The sequence below is a fragment of the Proteobacteria bacterium CG1_02_64_396 genome (assembly GCA_001872725.1).
In the GTDB taxonomy this organism is placed as follows: domain Bacteria; phylum Pseudomonadota; class MNWR01; order CG1-02-64-396; family CG1-02-64-396; genus CG1-02-64-396.
In genome coordinates this window covers 1-15,036 of the sequence record MNWR01000034.1, presented here as the reverse complement: position 1 = coordinate 15,036, position 15,036 = coordinate 1, and the positions used below count along the sequence as shown (strand labels likewise).

Annotated in this window: 14 protein-coding genes and 1 pseudogene; 14 read left to right on the top strand and 1 reads right to left on the bottom strand. The window is 63.4% G+C overall.

The genetic code is table 11. The features are described from left to right. Positions 1 to 17: 17 nt before the first annotated feature. From AUJ55_04410 to AUJ55_04345, 14 genes are all read left to right on the top strand, one after another. On the top strand, positions 18 to 1,049 hold the full coding sequence (locus tag AUJ55_04410) for a 3-deoxy-7-phosphoheptulonate synthase (protein ID OIO58909.1): 1,032 nt from the start codon (positions 18 to 20) through the stop codon (positions 1,047 to 1,049). A gap of 10 nt (positions 1,050 to 1,059) precedes the next feature. After that, positions 1,060 to 1,959 (top strand): hypothetical protein, encoded by a 900-nt coding sequence (locus tag AUJ55_04405; protein OIO58908.1) that lies wholly within the window; start codon positions 1,060 to 1,062, stop codon positions 1,957 to 1,959. An 8-nt stretch (positions 1,960 to 1,967) separates the two neighbouring features. Further along, positions 1,968 to 3,302, top strand: coding sequence for a 3-phosphoshikimate 1-carboxyvinyltransferase (locus AUJ55_04400; protein ID OIO58907.1), 1,335 nt, complete (start codon positions 1,968 to 1,970; stop codon positions 3,300 to 3,302). Continuing rightward, the gene (locus AUJ55_04395; protein ID OIO58906.1) at positions 3,295 to 3,966 is read left to right on the top strand and encodes a cytidylate kinase; all 672 of its coding nucleotides are present in this window, start codon (positions 3,295 to 3,297) and stop codon (positions 3,964 to 3,966) included. Before AUJ55_04400 ends, AUJ55_04395 begins: the two co-directional genes overlap by 8 nt. 10 nt (positions 3,967 to 3,976) lie before the next feature. Further along, positions 3,977 to 4,897: a 4-hydroxy-3-methylbut-2-enyl diphosphate reductase gene (locus AUJ55_04390; protein ID OIO58905.1), complete on the top strand. Its 921-nt coding sequence runs from the start codon at positions 3,977 to 3,979 to the stop codon at positions 4,895 to 4,897. Between the two features lie 223 nt (positions 4,898 to 5,120). Next, positions 5,121 to 6,806 (top strand): 30S ribosomal protein S1, encoded by a 1,686-nt coding sequence (locus tag AUJ55_04385; protein ID OIO58917.1) that lies wholly within the window; start codon positions 5,121 to 5,123, stop codon positions 6,804 to 6,806. 87 nt (positions 6,807 to 6,893) lie between these two features. After that, a complete protein-coding gene (locus AUJ55_04380) occupies positions 6,894 to 7,739 on the top strand; it encodes a hypothetical protein (GenBank protein OIO58904.1) in 846 nt (281 codons plus the stop codon). Between the two features lie 70 nt (positions 7,740 to 7,809). Further along, positions 7,810 to 8,088, top strand: a complete 279-nt coding sequence (locus AUJ55_04375) for an integration host factor subunit beta (protein ID OIO58903.1) — start codon at positions 7,810 to 7,812, stop codon at positions 8,086 to 8,088. A gap of 40 nt (positions 8,089 to 8,128) precedes the next feature. Next, positions 8,129 to 8,431 (top strand): hypothetical protein, encoded by a 303-nt coding sequence (locus AUJ55_04370; protein OIO58902.1) that lies wholly within the window; start codon positions 8,129 to 8,131, stop codon positions 8,429 to 8,431. An 18-nt stretch (positions 8,432 to 8,449) separates the two neighbouring features. After that, positions 8,450 to 9,706 carry a hypothetical protein gene (locus AUJ55_04365; GenBank protein ID OIO58901.1) on the top strand — a complete coding sequence of 419 codons (1,257 nt, stop codon included), beginning with the start codon at positions 8,450 to 8,452 and terminating at the stop codon, positions 9,704 to 9,706. After that, positions 9,703 to 10,401, top strand: a complete 699-nt coding sequence (locus AUJ55_04360) for an orotidine 5'-phosphate decarboxylase (GenBank protein OIO58900.1) — start codon at positions 9,703 to 9,705, stop codon at positions 10,399 to 10,401. The genes AUJ55_04365 and AUJ55_04360 overlap by 4 nt, the downstream gene beginning before the upstream one ends. Before the next feature lie 160 nt (positions 10,402 to 10,561). Continuing rightward, entirely contained in the window at positions 10,562 to 11,206 is a 645-nt protein-coding gene (locus AUJ55_04355; GenBank protein OIO58916.1) for an orotate phosphoribosyltransferase, read from the top strand. A 48-nt stretch (positions 11,207 to 11,254) separates the two neighbouring features. Continuing rightward, the gene (locus AUJ55_04350; protein OIO58899.1) at positions 11,255 to 11,680 is read left to right on the top strand and encodes a hypothetical protein; all 426 of its coding nucleotides are present in this window, start codon (positions 11,255 to 11,257) and stop codon (positions 11,678 to 11,680) included. A 77-nt stretch (positions 11,681 to 11,757) separates the two neighbouring features. Continuing rightward, positions 11,758 to 13,734, top strand: a complete 1,977-nt coding sequence (locus tag AUJ55_04345) for an excinuclease ABC subunit B (protein ID OIO58898.1) — start codon at positions 11,758 to 11,760, stop codon at positions 13,732 to 13,734. Positions 13,735 to 14,790: 1,056 nt separating this feature from the next. On the opposite strand, the pseudogene AUJ55_04340 reads toward AUJ55_04345, so the two are convergent. Next, a pseudogene (locus tag AUJ55_04340) lies at positions 14,791 to 15,036 on the bottom strand (hypothetical protein).

Here is a 15,036-nt window from a genome sequence, read left to right as displayed (position 1 = left end):
TTTTGGAGAATGAGAGCATGGTCATCGTAATGCGTCCCGGCGCCGCGCCGGAGGATTTGGATCGTTTGTTGGGGCACCTGCGCCATGAGGGTTTCACCCCCCACGTTTCGCAAGGGACCGAGCGCACCATCATCGGTGTGATCGGCGACGAGCGCGGTGTCGACGAGGGGTCGATCCTGGCCCATCCCGGTGTCGAGTCGGTCACCCCGATCCTCAAGCCCTACAAGCTGGTCTCCCGCGATTTTCGTAAAGAAGACACCGTCATCAAGGTGCGCGACCTGACCATCGGCGGCAACGCCATCCAAGTAATCGCCGGTCCTTGCTCGGTCGAGTCCGAAGAGCAGCTCGATGTCACCGCCGAGATCGTCCGCAGCGCCGGGGCCACCATGATGCGCGGCGGCGCCTTCAAGCCCCGTACCTCCCCCTACACCTTCCAAGGTTTGGGCCCCATCGGTTTGACCTACCTCTCCCGCGCCAGCCACACCCATGGCCTGCCGGTGGTCACCGAGTTGATGGACGTTCGCGACATCAACTACTTCGTCGAAGAGAACGTCGACGTCATCCAGATTGGCACCCGGAACATGCAGAACTTCCAGCTTCTGAAAGAGGTGGGGAAGCTCGGCAAACCGGTGATCCTCAAGCGCGGCATGGCGGCCACCATTAAAGAATGGCTGATGAGCGCCGAGTACATCGCCTCTGAGGGCAACCTCAACATCATTCTGGCCGAACGCGGCATCCGCACCTACGAGACCGCGACCCGCAACACCCTCGATCTGTCGGCCATTCCGGTCTTGAAAGAGCTGACCCATTTGCCGGTCATCGTCGATCCCTCCCATGCGGTGGGGATCGCCCGGCACATCCCGACCATGGCTAAAGCGGCGGTGGCGGCGGGGGCCGACGGGTTGCTCATCGAGGTCCACCACAACCCCTGCGAAGCGATGTGCGACGGCGACCAGGCGTTGACCCCCGAGATCTTCCGCACCTTGATGAAGGATCTCGACGTTATGGCAGCCGCGGTGGGCCGCACCATCGCCCATCCCAAGAACTGAGCCGACGACCTTGCCCGGATTCGTCAATCGCGTAGCGGTGGTGGGGGTCGGCCTGATTGGCGGCTCTCTGGCCCGTGCCCTAAAACAAAGCGGCTTTGCCGGTGAGGTGGTTGGGATCGAACCCAATACCGCCGAGCGGGCGTTGGCGCTACAACTGGGGGTGATTGATCGGGGTGAGGCGACGGTGGAAGAGGGGGTTCTCGGCGCCGATGTGGTCGTTTTGGCCACCCCGGTCGGCCCAATGGAGCGGGTCGGTTTGGCCTGTATCGCCGCGATGGATGCGGGTGCGGTATTGACCGATGTCGGTTCGGTGAAAGGGGTGATCCTCACTGCGCTAGAGGAGCCCGCCTTGGCGGCGGGGATCCGCCTGATCGGCGGTCACCCCATTGCCGGAACCGAACACAGCGGCGTGGCTGCCTCGTTCCCCGAACTCTTCCGGGGCGCCCGCATCATCCTGACCCCCACCCCCCACAGCGACGGCGGCGCCCAGGCGCTGGTTACCGCAATGTGGGAGGCGGTGGGGGGGCAGGTCGAAACCATGGAGGCGGCCCTGCACGACCGCATCCTGGGGGCGACCAGCCATTTGCCCCACGTGATTGCCTTTTCGTTGGTCGAGGCGCTGCGCCGCATGAACGACGGGGAGGGGGGTGACCTCTTTCGTTTTGCGGCGGGCGGCTTTCGCGACTTCACCCGCATCGCCTCCTCTAATCCCCCCATGTGGCGCGACATCTGTCTGGCCAACGGCGAGTCGGTGGTCGAGATGATCGATCGCTTCACCACTGTGCTCGGCGAGGTGCGTCAGGCGGTCGACCGGGGTGATGCCGATGCTCTGGAACAAACCTTCGTCAAAGCCAAGGTGACCCGGGACAGCCTGGTGCGTCGCCGCGGTTTTCTCGGCTCCTCCGAATAAAGATCTTCATGGCCCACCACTCCATTTCTCGTTCTTGGCAGGTCTCTCCCACCCGCGCCCCCCTTGAAGGGGAGGTGTCGGTCCCCGGCGACAAGTCGATCTCCCATCGTGCCCTGATGTTCTCCGCGTTTGGTCATGGGGATGTGAGGATCGGCGGGCTGCTGCGTGGTGAGGATGTTCTTTCGACCTGGAAGGCGATGTCTGCCCTGGGGGTCGGGATCGTCGACGGCTCCGACGACGTGGTGACGGTGCATGGCCGGGGGTTCGAGGCGTGGCGGGAGCCGGGCGACGTGATCGACTTGGGCAACTCCGGCACCTCGATGCGGTTGATGACCGGGCTGTTCGCCGGTACCCCCGGTATGTTTACGGTCTTGACCGGTGATCCCTACCTGCGCCGCCGTCCGATGGGGCGGGTGGTCGAGCCGTTGCGCAGCATGGGGGCGAGCATCGATGGGCGCGACGGGGGCAAACTGGCCCCCCTGGCGATTCGAGGCCGGGCGCTCGAAGGGGGGCAATTCGACCTCAACATCGCCTCGGCTCAGGTGCTCAGTTGCCTGGCCCTGGCCGGTTTGCGGGCGCAATCGCAGGTGACGGTGACCCTTCCTGGCCCTGCCCGCGACCACACGCAGCGGATGCTCAAAGCGATGGGGGCCAACATCGAGGGGGACGAACGCTCCCTGACCCTGAATCCCGGCGCGACGCTGCGCAATCCTGAAACCATTGCCGTCCCTGGCGATTTTTCGTCTGCTGCCTTCTTCATGGCCGCCGCCACCTTGGTTCCCGGCTCCGATTTGACGCTGATCGGGGTGGGGGTTAATCCGACCCGGACCGGATTTCTCGATCTGCTGCGCGCCATGGGGGGCAAGATTGAGCTGCTCAACCGCCGCGAAGAGGGGGGGGAGCCGGTCGCCGATCTGCGCATTCGCCATGCCCAGCTGCGCGGCATCGAGGTTCCCCCCGAGGCGGTCCCGCTGGCCATCGACGAATTCCCCATGCTGTTTGCCTTGGCCGCCGCTGCCGAGGGGGTCACTACCGTGCGTGGGGCCGAAGAGTTGCGGGTGAAAGAGAGCGACCGCATCGCCGCCATGGCCAAAGGACTCAGACACCTGGGCATTCAAGTCGAGGAGCTGCCCGACGGGGCGATCATCCACGGCGGACATCCCAGCGGCGGTACGGTCGACTCCCACGGCGATCACCGCATCGCCATGAGTTTTGCGGTGTTGGCCCAGGTTGCCCGTGGCGCGGTCACCATCCGCGACGTGGCCAACGTCGCCACCTCCTTCCCCTCATTCGAGGGGTTATTACGGGCGGTGGGGGGGCATCTTGAGGGGTTCGATGAATAAGGTGCCGGTACTCGCCATTGACGGCCCCGCCGGAACCGGCAAGGGGACGGTCGCCCGCTTGGTCGCCCAGCGGCTCAAGTGGCACTACTTCGATTCCGGGGTGTTGTATCGGGCGGTGGGTTTGCTGGCAGCCGAACAGGGACTCGATCCCGAGGGGCATCCGGAGCAAGTGACGAAGCTGGCGCAAAACCTTGGATTGCGTGGAATTTTAGGGCTTGACCGCGAGTTTCACGTCTTCATCGGCGACCGGGAAATCACCACCGACATTCAAAGTGCTCAGGCCGGTCAAATGGCCAGCCGGGTCGGGGCGATCCCCGGTGTGCGGCAGGTGCTGCTCGATTTTCAACACCAGCAGGCCCGTGCGCCGGGTTTGGTGATGGACGGGCGCGACATCGGCAGCGTCGTTTTTCCTTCCGCCAGTTGCAAAATTTATCTCACCGCAAGCCCCGAAATTCGGGGGGAGAGGCGCTGGCGACAGTTGTCCGCCTCGGGAAATGATGTTAGTTTACAAAGCATTATCGCAGATCTGGCCGAGCGGGACCGCCGCGATGCCCAACGTGAGATTGCCCCTTTACGGGCTGCCGAGGATGCCTTCGAGATCGACACCTCGGACCTGACGATTTCCCAGGTGGTCGAGCAGGTGGTTGCTCGGTTGGAACGGTAGGTCGAACAACATGCATGTCGTCATCGCCCGCGAAGCGGGCTTTTGTTTTGGAGTCAAACTCGCCATCGAACAGGCCTTCGAGGCCGCTGGCCAAGCCGGTGGGCAGGCCATCCACACCTTGGGCCCCCTGATTCACAATCCCCCGACCATTCAAAAATTGATGCAGGTTGGCGTGGTGCCGGTGGACCGGCTCGATCAGGTTCCCGGCGGCACGGTGGTGATCCGTTCCCACGGCGTCCCCAAGCAAATCAAGCAAGGGGCCAAAGATCTTGGGCTCGATGTGGTTGATGCTACCTGCCCCTTCGTGACGCGGGTCCAAAACGCGGTGGCGCGACTCTCCAAAGAGGGCTGCTTCGTGGTGGTGGTGGGGGATGCCAGCCATCCCGAGGTGGTGGGGATCGTCAGCCACATCGTGGGACCCCATAAGGTGATGTCGGGGCGCGACGATCTGGAGGGGATTCCGGTCCAGACCCGAAAAATCGGGGTGGTGGCGCAGACGACCATGCGGCCCGACCGCTTCAAAGAGGTGATCTGCCAGTTGCTCGACCGCTGCAACGAGCTGACGGTCATCAACACCATCTGCGATGCGACCGAGATTAAGCAGAGCGATGCCCGGGTTCAGGCGGCGACGGTGGACGCCATGCTGGTGGTGGGGGGGAAGAACTCCTCCAATACCCGCAAGTTGGCCCAGATTTGCGCCGAGGTGCAGCCCAACACCCACCACATCGAAACCGCCGACGAGATCGATTCGGCTTGGTTTGCGCAGGTCGACTCGGTGGGGGTGACGGCGGGGGCCTCGACCCCCGATTGGTTGATCGACGAGGTGGTTGTCCGCTTGCGCGCCCTGGGGGGCGATACGGTCGACGACCTGCGCACCAGCGCCGAGGAGCAAGCACGGCAGGTCCAGGATCAGCTCGCCAAATTGCAGTAATTCCTCCGTTCGTCGGGGGTTGAAGATAGGTGGTTCCGGAGGCGGTGGGTTACCCGCCGCCGGATTCATCGACGCCGCGATGGCCTTATGGCCCGCACATTCCATTTCAGGGGGTACCTGTTTCATGCCCAAGCAACACAATCAATCCACCGGCTTCGAAGACTTTGAAGACTTCGAGGCGGAATTCTTCGCCAACGACGAAGAAGCCAACGAATTCGCCAAGCTGCTGGAAGAATCGCTCACCGGCGAGGGGGCCTCGCAGGGGCTCTATCAAGTCGGAGATCTGGTCACCGGCACCGTGGTGAAGGTGGATGGCGACGATATCATCCTGGATATCGGCGCTAAGACCGAGGGGATCGTCCCCACCAACGAGCTGACCGACGATCAAGGCAATCTGACGGTTGGTGTCGGCGATACCGTCGAGGTGGTGGTCGACCGTGGTACCGGGCCTCACGACGAGATCAAGCTGTCGCGTCGCAAGGCGATCCGCGCCGCCAACTGGAAGATCCTCGAAGCCAAATTCGAGGCTGGCGAAGCGGTCACCGGCAAGATCACCGAGCAGGTTAAGGGTGGTTTGTCGGTCTCGGTTATGGACATCCGCGCCTTCCTGCCCGGTTCGCTCGTCGATGTCCGTCCCGTCCGGGATCTCACCCGCCTCATCGGCGAGGAGTCCTGGTTCGAGATCATCAAGATGGACCGCCGCCGCAACAACCTGGTGGTCTCCCGCAAGGCGCTGCTCGAACGCGAGCGTGGCAAGGCCCGCGAAGAGCTGCTGACCCACCTCGAAGAGGGGGCGGTGTTCGAGGGTGAGGTCAAGAACATCACCGACTACGGCGCGTTCGTCGACATCGGTGGCATGGACGGTCTGCTGCACATGACCGACATGAGCTGGAAGCGCATCAAACACCCCCGCGAAGTGGTCTCCCCCGGCGATCTCATCAACGTCAAGATCCTGGCCTGGGATCCCGAGCGCGAGCGCATCTCGTTGGGTCTGAAGCAGCTTCAGTCCGATCCTTGGGAGAACCTGGACCGCCGCTACCCTGTGGCCGGTCGCTTCCAGGGCCAAATTACCAACGTCACCGATTACGGCGTCTTCGTCGAAATCGAGGATGGTATCGAGGGTCTGGTCCACGTCTCCGAGATGAGCTGGACCAAGAAAAACCTCGATCCCCGCAAGGTTTACAAGAAGGGCGACGAGGTCGAGGTCACTGTTCTCAACATCGACGTCGAGCGTCGCCGTATCTCCCTGGGTATGAAGCAGATTCAGCAGAATCCCTGGGAGGTCTTTGCCGCCGAGTACCCCGAAGGGACCCGGATCAAGGGCCCCATCAAGAACATCACCGACTTCGGTTTGTTCGTGGGCCTGAACGACGATCTCGACGGCCTGGTGCACATCACCGACCTGTCGTGGGACGAAGAGGGCGAAGAGGCCATCAAGAAGTTCGAGGTCGGTCAGGAGATCGAGGCGGTCGTGTTGCAGGTTAAGCCTCAGCAAGAGCGGATTTCCTTGGGTATCAAGCAGCTCAGTGCCGATCCTTGGGAGACCTTCTTCGCCACCCACAAGAAGGGTGACGTCATCACCGGCACCGTGAAAGAGATCAACGACGGTGGCGTGGTGGTCGAGCTTGAGGATGGGATCGAAGGTTTCATCCGCATCTCCGAGCTGGCGGTCGAGCGGATCGAGGATCCCCGCACCGTGGCCAAGGTGGGTGAGTCGATCACCGCCAAGATCACCCAAGTTGATCGCAAGACCCGTCGCATCGCCCTCTCCATCAAGCAGAAGGAGAAGGACGAGGAGCGTCAGGTCCTGGATCAGTACAAAGCCGATTCCTCCTCGGCGGCCACCAACCTCGGTGACCTCATCAAGGAGAAACTGGCTCAGAAGTCTGCCGAAAGCGATGCCGAGTAAGGGTTCGCTGAACAGCTAAGCAACAAAAGAAGGGCGGGGCAGCAGGTTCGCCCCGCCCTTTTTCATGGTTCAACAACAGGGAAAACAATGCGCAAACGGTGGTGGTTGATCGTCCTGGTGGTGGGGGTGCTGTGGTGGCTGGGCTCGCAAGGGGGACCGGAGAGCAAGCCGCACATCGCCCTGGTGACATGCAATGGGATGATCACCGATGCCGAGCCCTGGCTGTACCGGCTTCGGGAAATCGAGGATGATGACCAAGTCATGGGAATGGTGCTGCGGATCGATTCTCCCGGTGGCGGGGTTGCCGCATCCCAAGAGATGCGAGACCGGTTGGCCTCCTTCAAGAAACCGTGGGTCGTCTCCATGGGGAACATGGCAGCTTCGGGCGGCTTGATGATCGCCGCCCCCGCCCCCCATATCTTTGCCCAACCGGCGACGATGACCGGGTCGATCGGGGTCATCATGATCCTTTCCGATGTTTCGAAGTTGATGGAAAAAATCGGGATCACCTCGAACGTGATTACCGCCGGAACCATGAAGGATGCCGGCTCCCCCTTCCGTCCGATGAATCCCGATGAACGGGCCTACCTTGAAGGGGTGGCCCACACCATTCACGAAGATTTCATTCAACAAGTTGCCCGCGACCGCCACCTCGATCCCGAGGCGCTGCGTCCTTTGGCCGATGGCCGGATCCTGATCGGATCCCAGGCCAAGGAGGCCGGTTTGGTCGACGAACTGGGCGGAATGCTCCAAGCCAAGGCCTGGCTGATTGCGCAGCAGGGTTGGGACGAGGGTCTCGATCTGGTGCTGCACGAGGAACGCAAGCCGTTGTTGGCCCGATGGATGGAATCGGCAGCGGGCGATCTGTTGCCCGAATCCACGTGGATCCCCTCGGGTTGGTACGCCGCTTGGCCCGGTGCTGTCGGCGGTTGATGCTGTTGTCCCGCCCAATTTCGATTCTATAAAAGGTGCCTGAAGGCACCGTTTGAGTGGGGGTGTTTCGATGACGAAGTCCGAATTGATCGCCGAAGTGGCCGACCAGGTCGAAAACCTGAGCCGCAAAGAGGTCGAGCATATTGTCAACCTGATGTTCGACATCATGGTTGAGGCGATGAAAAACCGCCGCCGCATCGAGCTGCGCGGGTTTGGCACCTTCGGGGTGAAGGAGCGCGATGCCCGCCAGGGTCGCAACCCCAAGACCGGGGAGCAGGTTGAGGTCCCCTCCAAGTTGGCCCCCTTCTTCAAGCCCGGCAAGGCGCTGCGGGAGCGGGTGGAGGGTTGATACCCCCAGCCGCACCCCCGTTCGGTAGGGAGGTACGGATATGAGGTTCGCCCTCAACTTCATCGCGCTGGTCCTTCTGTTCCTGGTGGGGCTGACCCTGGCCACCCAGAACATGGAGGAGGTGACCCTTCACTACTACTTTGGGGTGGAGGTTGGCCCCCTGCCGCTGTACATGGTGCTGCTGACCGTCTTCATCGTCGGCATGCTCTTCGCCGTGCTGCTCTCCCTGTCTCCGGTGCTGCGCCTGCGTCTGCGCTACCTGAAGATGAAGCGGGACAACCTCTCCATGACCAAAGAGCTGGAGCGGCTGCGCAATCTTCCCCTCGAACAGGATTTGGAGTAGGGCCTCCCGGCCCATCCCATGATCGCCTCGGGTACCTGGATCGCCCTGGCTTTGTTGCTCGGCATTGCGCTGGGCGGCATCGCTGGGTACCGCTCGGGGCTGCGCGGCGAGGGGGATGGGGGCGATCACCGCCGCGCCGAACGGGGGGTGACCCTCTTCAACCGGGGGATTTACCACCTGGTGCGCGACGAACCCGACGCAGCCATCGAATCGCTGATCGAGGCGGCCAAAAACACCACCGATCTGGCCGAAACTTACCTGCTGCTCGGCGAGCTCTACCGACAACGGGGGGAGACGGGCCGGGCGATTCGTCTGCACCAATCGATCCTCTTCCGCGACAATATCGGCGACGAACTGCGCCATCAGGCGATGCTCGGCTTGGCCGAGGATTACCGGGCCGCCGGATTTTTTGAGCGGGCCAGCAACGCCTATTCGGCCCTGCTCCCCTTCGACGATCTACGCCCTTTCGCCCTTGAAGCGCTGCTGGAGCTGACGATCACCGAGCGCAACTGGTCCGAGGCACTGCGGCTGATCGGGCAAATGCGTCGCCTGCCCCGCAGTCAGGTCAGGCCCCCCTTGGATGTGGTCGAAGCCTATCTTTTGGTGATGCAGGGGCGCGATGCACTCAAAGAGGGGCGGTCGAAAGAGGCCCGGGACGGGGCGAACCAGGCGATCAAACGGCACCCCGAATCGGTGGCCGGCTACCTACTGGCGGGGGATGCCGAGGCGGCGGAGCACCGACTCGACCGGGCGATCCGCCGTTGGATGGAGGGAATGAGCAAGGTGCCCCGCCATGCCGGATTGTTTTTGCGCCGCCTGCGCGAGCGCGAGGGGATCGACCTGGGCGAGTTGCCCAGCGACAGCCCCGCCGCCGGTTTGGCCATCGCACAGCGGAAGATGGAGGAGGGGCATCCCGAAGAGGCGCTCCCCCTGTTGACCCAGTTGTCACAGCGTTTCCCGGATCGTCTTGAATTGCTCTTGGCCCTGGGCCGTTGCCGCGCCGCCCTGGAGGGAGAGGGGGCCGGTTTGCGTTTTGTGGTCTCGGAACTCGAAAGCCGTCTGGCCCGCCAGCCCCGCTACCGTTGCCACCAATGCGGCTTGACCCTGCAAGAGGTGCAATGGCGCTGTCCCCGATGCAGATCGTGGGAAAGCATGGAGGAGATACGGGCCGATCTGGGTCCGGCTCCTTTGCCGGTCGCCACCGTGGCGGCCCCAGCCAACACCAAAACCGCTCCATCCCCTTTACCTTTGCAACCGGGACCCACCGTTTCATGACCCTGCCCGATGACCGCCTGATCGTCGCCCTCGATACCCCGAGTTACAGCCGCGCCATCGAACTGGCCCGCGCCGTCGCCCCTGCTGCCGGTTGGGTGAAGGTCGGCAAGGAGCTGTTCGTCGCCAACGGCCCCCAGATCGTGCGCGATCTCAAGGCGCTGGGGCTTAAGGTGTTTCTCGACCTGAAATTCCACGACATCCCCAACACCGTGGCCCAGGCGGTGCGCCAAGCCGCCGAGCTCGGGGCCGATTTGACCACCGTCCACGCCCTAGGTGGGCGGGCGATGATGAAGGCGGCGGCGCAAGCGGCTCAGGATTCGGGCAGCGATCTGAAGGTGGTGGCGGTGACGTTGTTGACCTCGATGGGGGCGGACGACGCCGCCGAGGTGGGGATCGGGGGGAGCCCGGAAGAGATCGTCCGCCGGTTGGCCCAGCTGGCGCTGGACTCGGGGCTGCATGGGGTGGTTGCCTCGGGGCAAGAGGCCCCCATGTTGCGCACCCTGCTGGGGCAGCAGGCCTGGATCGTCACTCCCGGCATCCGCCCCCTGGGCAGTGCTGCCGGGGACCAAACCCGCATCGTCACCCCACCCCAGGCGATTGAGGGGGGGGCGAGTCATATTGTGGTCGGGCGGCCGATTACTGGGGCGGAAGATCCCGCTTCGGCTGCAGCCGCCATCGCGACATCCCTGCCGTGAGTCCCCTCTCCCCTCAGAGGAGAGGGTTAGTGTGAGGGGTGAATGTTTGCTGGCTTATGCCTACGCCGATTGAATCCTCGGCAACCCTCGCAATGGCCTGTCGATGCAGCTGCGTGCCATGGCCGAGCAGCGGCTGATCGTGAATCCCGAAAGCCCCAACATGGCGCTGTCCCCGGTGAAATCGTTTTCGATCTCTTTAACGACGAGTATCTCTTCCATGACCGAAACCCAACTCCTCGACCTCTATCGTCAATACGAGTCTTTGCTGGAGGGGCATTTCTTGCTCTCTTCGGGTAAACACTCCTCCCGCTACCTGCAATCGGCCAAGGTGTTGTCCCATCCCGAAGCAGCGGAGCAAATTGGTGAGGCGATTGGCGCCCTTTTTACCCGTCGGGGGATCGAGATCGACCTGGTGGTCGGCCCCGCCATGGGGGCGGTGATTGTTGCCCACGAGGTGGGCCGCGCCCTAAAAACCCCCGCTTTCTTCACCGAGCGTGAGGGTGGCGCCATGACCCTGCGGCGCGGTTTTGCCATCCCCCAGGGGGCGCGGGTGCTACTGGTCGAGGATGTGGTGACCACCGGTAAATCGACCCGCGAAACCATCGAGGTGGTCGAGGGGTTGGGGGGTAAGGTGGTGGCGGTGGGGTCGATCATCGACCGCTCCGGAGGCAAGGCCGATTTTGGCGGACGTCCCTTCCACGCCATCGCCCAGCTTGAGATCCCGGTTTACGACCCGAGCAGTTGCCCCCTGTGTGCAGCGGGCGGCCCGGCCCCCTACAAACCGGGGAGCCGCCCGACGGCGTAAGGTTGGTTTTTGTCAGACGAGCCCGACGTGTCCGACCCAGGAGCCCCCATGACCCCCTTCGAGACCCACTTTCGCGGTACCTTTTCGTGCCTGCTGCGCTGGGACGACGTGCCGGCGGTAACGGCGGCGTTGGCGGCCGAGGATGGCTGGTTTTGGGTCGATCCTGCGGGGCGAACCATCGAAGGGCCGCTGAGCGGGGCCGAGGCGCAGGCCAAGATGGGGCCGTTGCTGGAGGCGATCCGGGCCGCCGATCCGGGGCGGTGCGGCATGGTTTACGTCGATGACCGGTCCGCGCCACGGATGCTCAAGCTCTTTCATCCCCGCAAGGTCGGTTCGTCGTGCACCATCAACCTGGGGCCGGTCGCTCCCTGGCACCTCTTCACCCGCATCGAACCCGAGATCCTCGACGAGTGGCGCCCCCCGGCGTCGTTGCCCGAAAAAAAGGGGTTGTTCGACAGGGTGTTGGGACGGTAGGAGATCGCGCACGGTAGGGTGGATAAGCGCAGCGCGTCCACCATCCCCCCTTCATACAAAGACAGACGCCACGGCCCATGCCCCCCTTCAAAGTCCACGCCCCCTTCGAACCCTCCGGCGACCAGCCCCAGGCGATTGTTCAACTGGTTGAAGCGCTGCGCGGCGGCGCCCGGGGCAAGACCGTCCTGGGGGTGACCGGCTCGGGCAAGACCTTCACCATGGCTCACGCCATCGCGCAGTTGCAACGCCCCGCCCTGGTGATGGCCCCCAACAAAACCCTGGCAGCCCAGCTTTACAACGAGTTCAAGAGCTTCTTCCCCGACAACGCGGTCGAGTATTTCGTCAGCTACTACGACTACTACCAGCCCGAGGCCTACATCCCCCGCTCCGACACCTTCATCGAGAAGGATTCGTCGATCAACGAGCAGATCGAGCGCATGCGCCACTCGGCGACCCGCGCCCTGTTCGAGCGGCGCGACACGATCATCGTCTCCTCGGTGTCGTGCATTTACGGCTTGGGCTCCCCCGAAACCTACGTCGGCATGGCGCTGCACATCGCGGTGGGGGAGGAGTGGTCGTTGCACAAACTCACTCGGGGCTTGGTGGCGCTGCAATACGAGCGCAACGACATCGCCCTGGAACAGGGGCGGTTTCGGGTGCGGGGCGACGTGGTCGACATCTTCCCGATCTACGAAGAAGACTATGGCATTCGGGTCGAGCTTTTCGGCGACGAGGTCGACGCCATCACGGTTTTCGACCCCCTGACCGGACGGACCATCGAGCAGCGCGACCGGGCCACGATCTTCCCCAAGAGCCACTACGTCACCGAGAAGGAGCAGGTGCAGCGGGCCATCGGCACGATTCAGATCGAGCTGAAACAACGGCTGGAAGAGCTGCGCGAGGCCAACCAACTGGTGGAGGCGCAGCGTCTGGAACAACGCACCCGCTACGACCTGGAGATGATTCAAGAGGTCGGCTACTGCAACGGCATCGAGAACTACTCCCGCCACCTGACCGGCAAGCTGGCGGGGGAGCCGCCGCCAACCCTGTTCGAATACCTGCCCGACGACGCCCTGCTTTTTGTCGACGAATCCCACGTGACCGTCCCCCAGATCGGGGCGATGTACAAAGGGGATCGCTCCCGCAAAACCACCCTGGTGGAGTTCGGCTTTCGCCTCCCCTCGGCCCTCGACAACCGCCCCTTGCAGTTTGAGGAGTGGGAGCGGCTGCGCCCCCAGACCGTCTTCGTCTCGGCCACCCCCGCCCTCTTCGAGTTGGAGCACTCCGAGGAGCCGGTGGTGGAGCTGGTCATCCGCCCCACCGGGTTGATCGACCCCGAGATCACCATCCGCCCGGTCACCCTTCAAGTCGATGACTTGATCCACGAGGTGCGGGGGGTGACGGCGAGGGGCTTCCGCACCCTGGCGACCACCTTGACCAAGCGGATGGCCGAGGATCTGACCGAATACATGACCGAACTTGGCATACGGGTGCGTTACCTGCACTCCGACATCGATACGGTGGAGCGTTCGGCGATCATCCGCGACCTGCGCCTGGGGGCCTTCGATGTATTGGTGGGGATCAACCTGCTGCGCGAGGGGCTCGATTTGCCCGAGGTGGCGCTGGTGGCGATTTTGGATGCCGATAAAGAGGGGTTCCTGCGTTCGGAGCGCTCCTTGATCCAGACCATCGGCCGCGCCGCCCGAAATGCCGAAGGAAGGGTGATCCTCTACGCCGACCGGATCACTGGCTCGATGGAGCGGGCCATCGGCGAAACCGACCGCCGCCGCGCCAAGCAGGTCGCCTACAACCAAGCCCACGGCATCACCCCGACCACGGTGGTGCGTCAGGTCGCCGATTTGATGGGGGAGAGCCGCGCCGCCGAGAAGGGGGGGCGGTACCGGGCCGAACTGGCCGATCCCAAGGCGATCGCCCACCAAATCGACGCCAAAGAGAAAGAGATGCTCGTCGCCGCTGCGGAGCTGGAATTCGAGCGGGCAGCCGAGCTGCGCGACGAAATCCACCGGCTGCGCGAAGCACTAATGACTGCGTAAAACTGGTTGAAACGAATCAAGAAACCTGTAAGAGCGCCGGTTTTTCGCTCGCCCTGATCTTGTCGAAGGGCGGCGCGACGATGCATCGTCTTTGCTTCGTTTCCCCACCCCCCTCACCCCAACATTCCCCTCAACAATCCACTAGCTTCCACCCCCAAGGTCGGTTTCCTGGCTGTCGGAGGGGGCGATCGCCCCCCGCCCTCGGCACGGATTGACCCCACGGAGGTGGTTGTGAAGGCACGTTTGGGATGGATGGTTTTGGGATTCGCGGTCGCCCAGCCGGAGGCGGTCGGATCGCTCGTCCGCCCCGTCCTGACCAGGAACTCCGCCTCCACAGTCTGGATCACCGCCCCCCTCCGGCGCAGTGGTTTTGCCCAAACGGCATCCGCCGCCACCCCCAAACCACCCCAACGGGTTGGATCTGCGCCCGAGGCAATTCTCGGGATTGGCGCCAAATCGAGCGAAAGCGTTGTTCGTCGAGATGTGGGTCGAACTGGCCCCAATTCTCCGTCCCCGTTGCGACCCGGGATCGACGACACCACCTGCAATCCCCACCAGTGCCTCCGCCCCGAGACCGTTGCCAACGTCAAACACGGGCGACCCCTTCAAGCACCTCCATACCCCGTGGACAGGGCTGGGCCACACCTACGATTGGGGCAATCGCCGCGATGAGGAGGGGGCCAGCGCGTTTGATTGGATGCCGGAGGCGACGTATGAAATGGCGGGACGGTGCCGATGTGGGGGGTAACGCGGTTTTGTGGGGGGTTAATTCAGTGGACAGCACGGGGGCCTCAAAAGCTGGGTCCGATGACGATGCGCGGGGGGGGATCGTGGGCCGGTAGAGCGCAGCGAGGTCCGGCATGCAGGGGTTCATCAAACCCCACGCCGCTCCCGTCGGCCATTCCCATCGTCCCCCTGTATGCCGATGCTACGACGAGAGAACTGCCCCCCAGAATTCTGGTGAGCGGGCCTGTGTTTACCGACCGCTTGAAGAGCCGAGCCCCTTGGGGTGGACCCCACTCCTTGGACAGTTTGGGGGCGAAAATTTGTAAACGGTTAGTGGCGGTGGGTGGTTCCGCCGTGGGTTTGATGGACCTGTTCTGGGGTCTTGCCGCCGAGGGCACTGTGGGGGCGCTCGGTGTTGTAAAACCGGAAGTAGCGGTCGAGCCCCTGGTGCAGCGCCACCCCATCGGCATGGTCGTACAGGTAGATCTCTTCGTACTTCACCGTGCGCCACAAACGTTCGATGAAGACGTTGTCCAGCGCCCGGCCCCGTCCGTCCATGCTGATGAGAATCTGTTG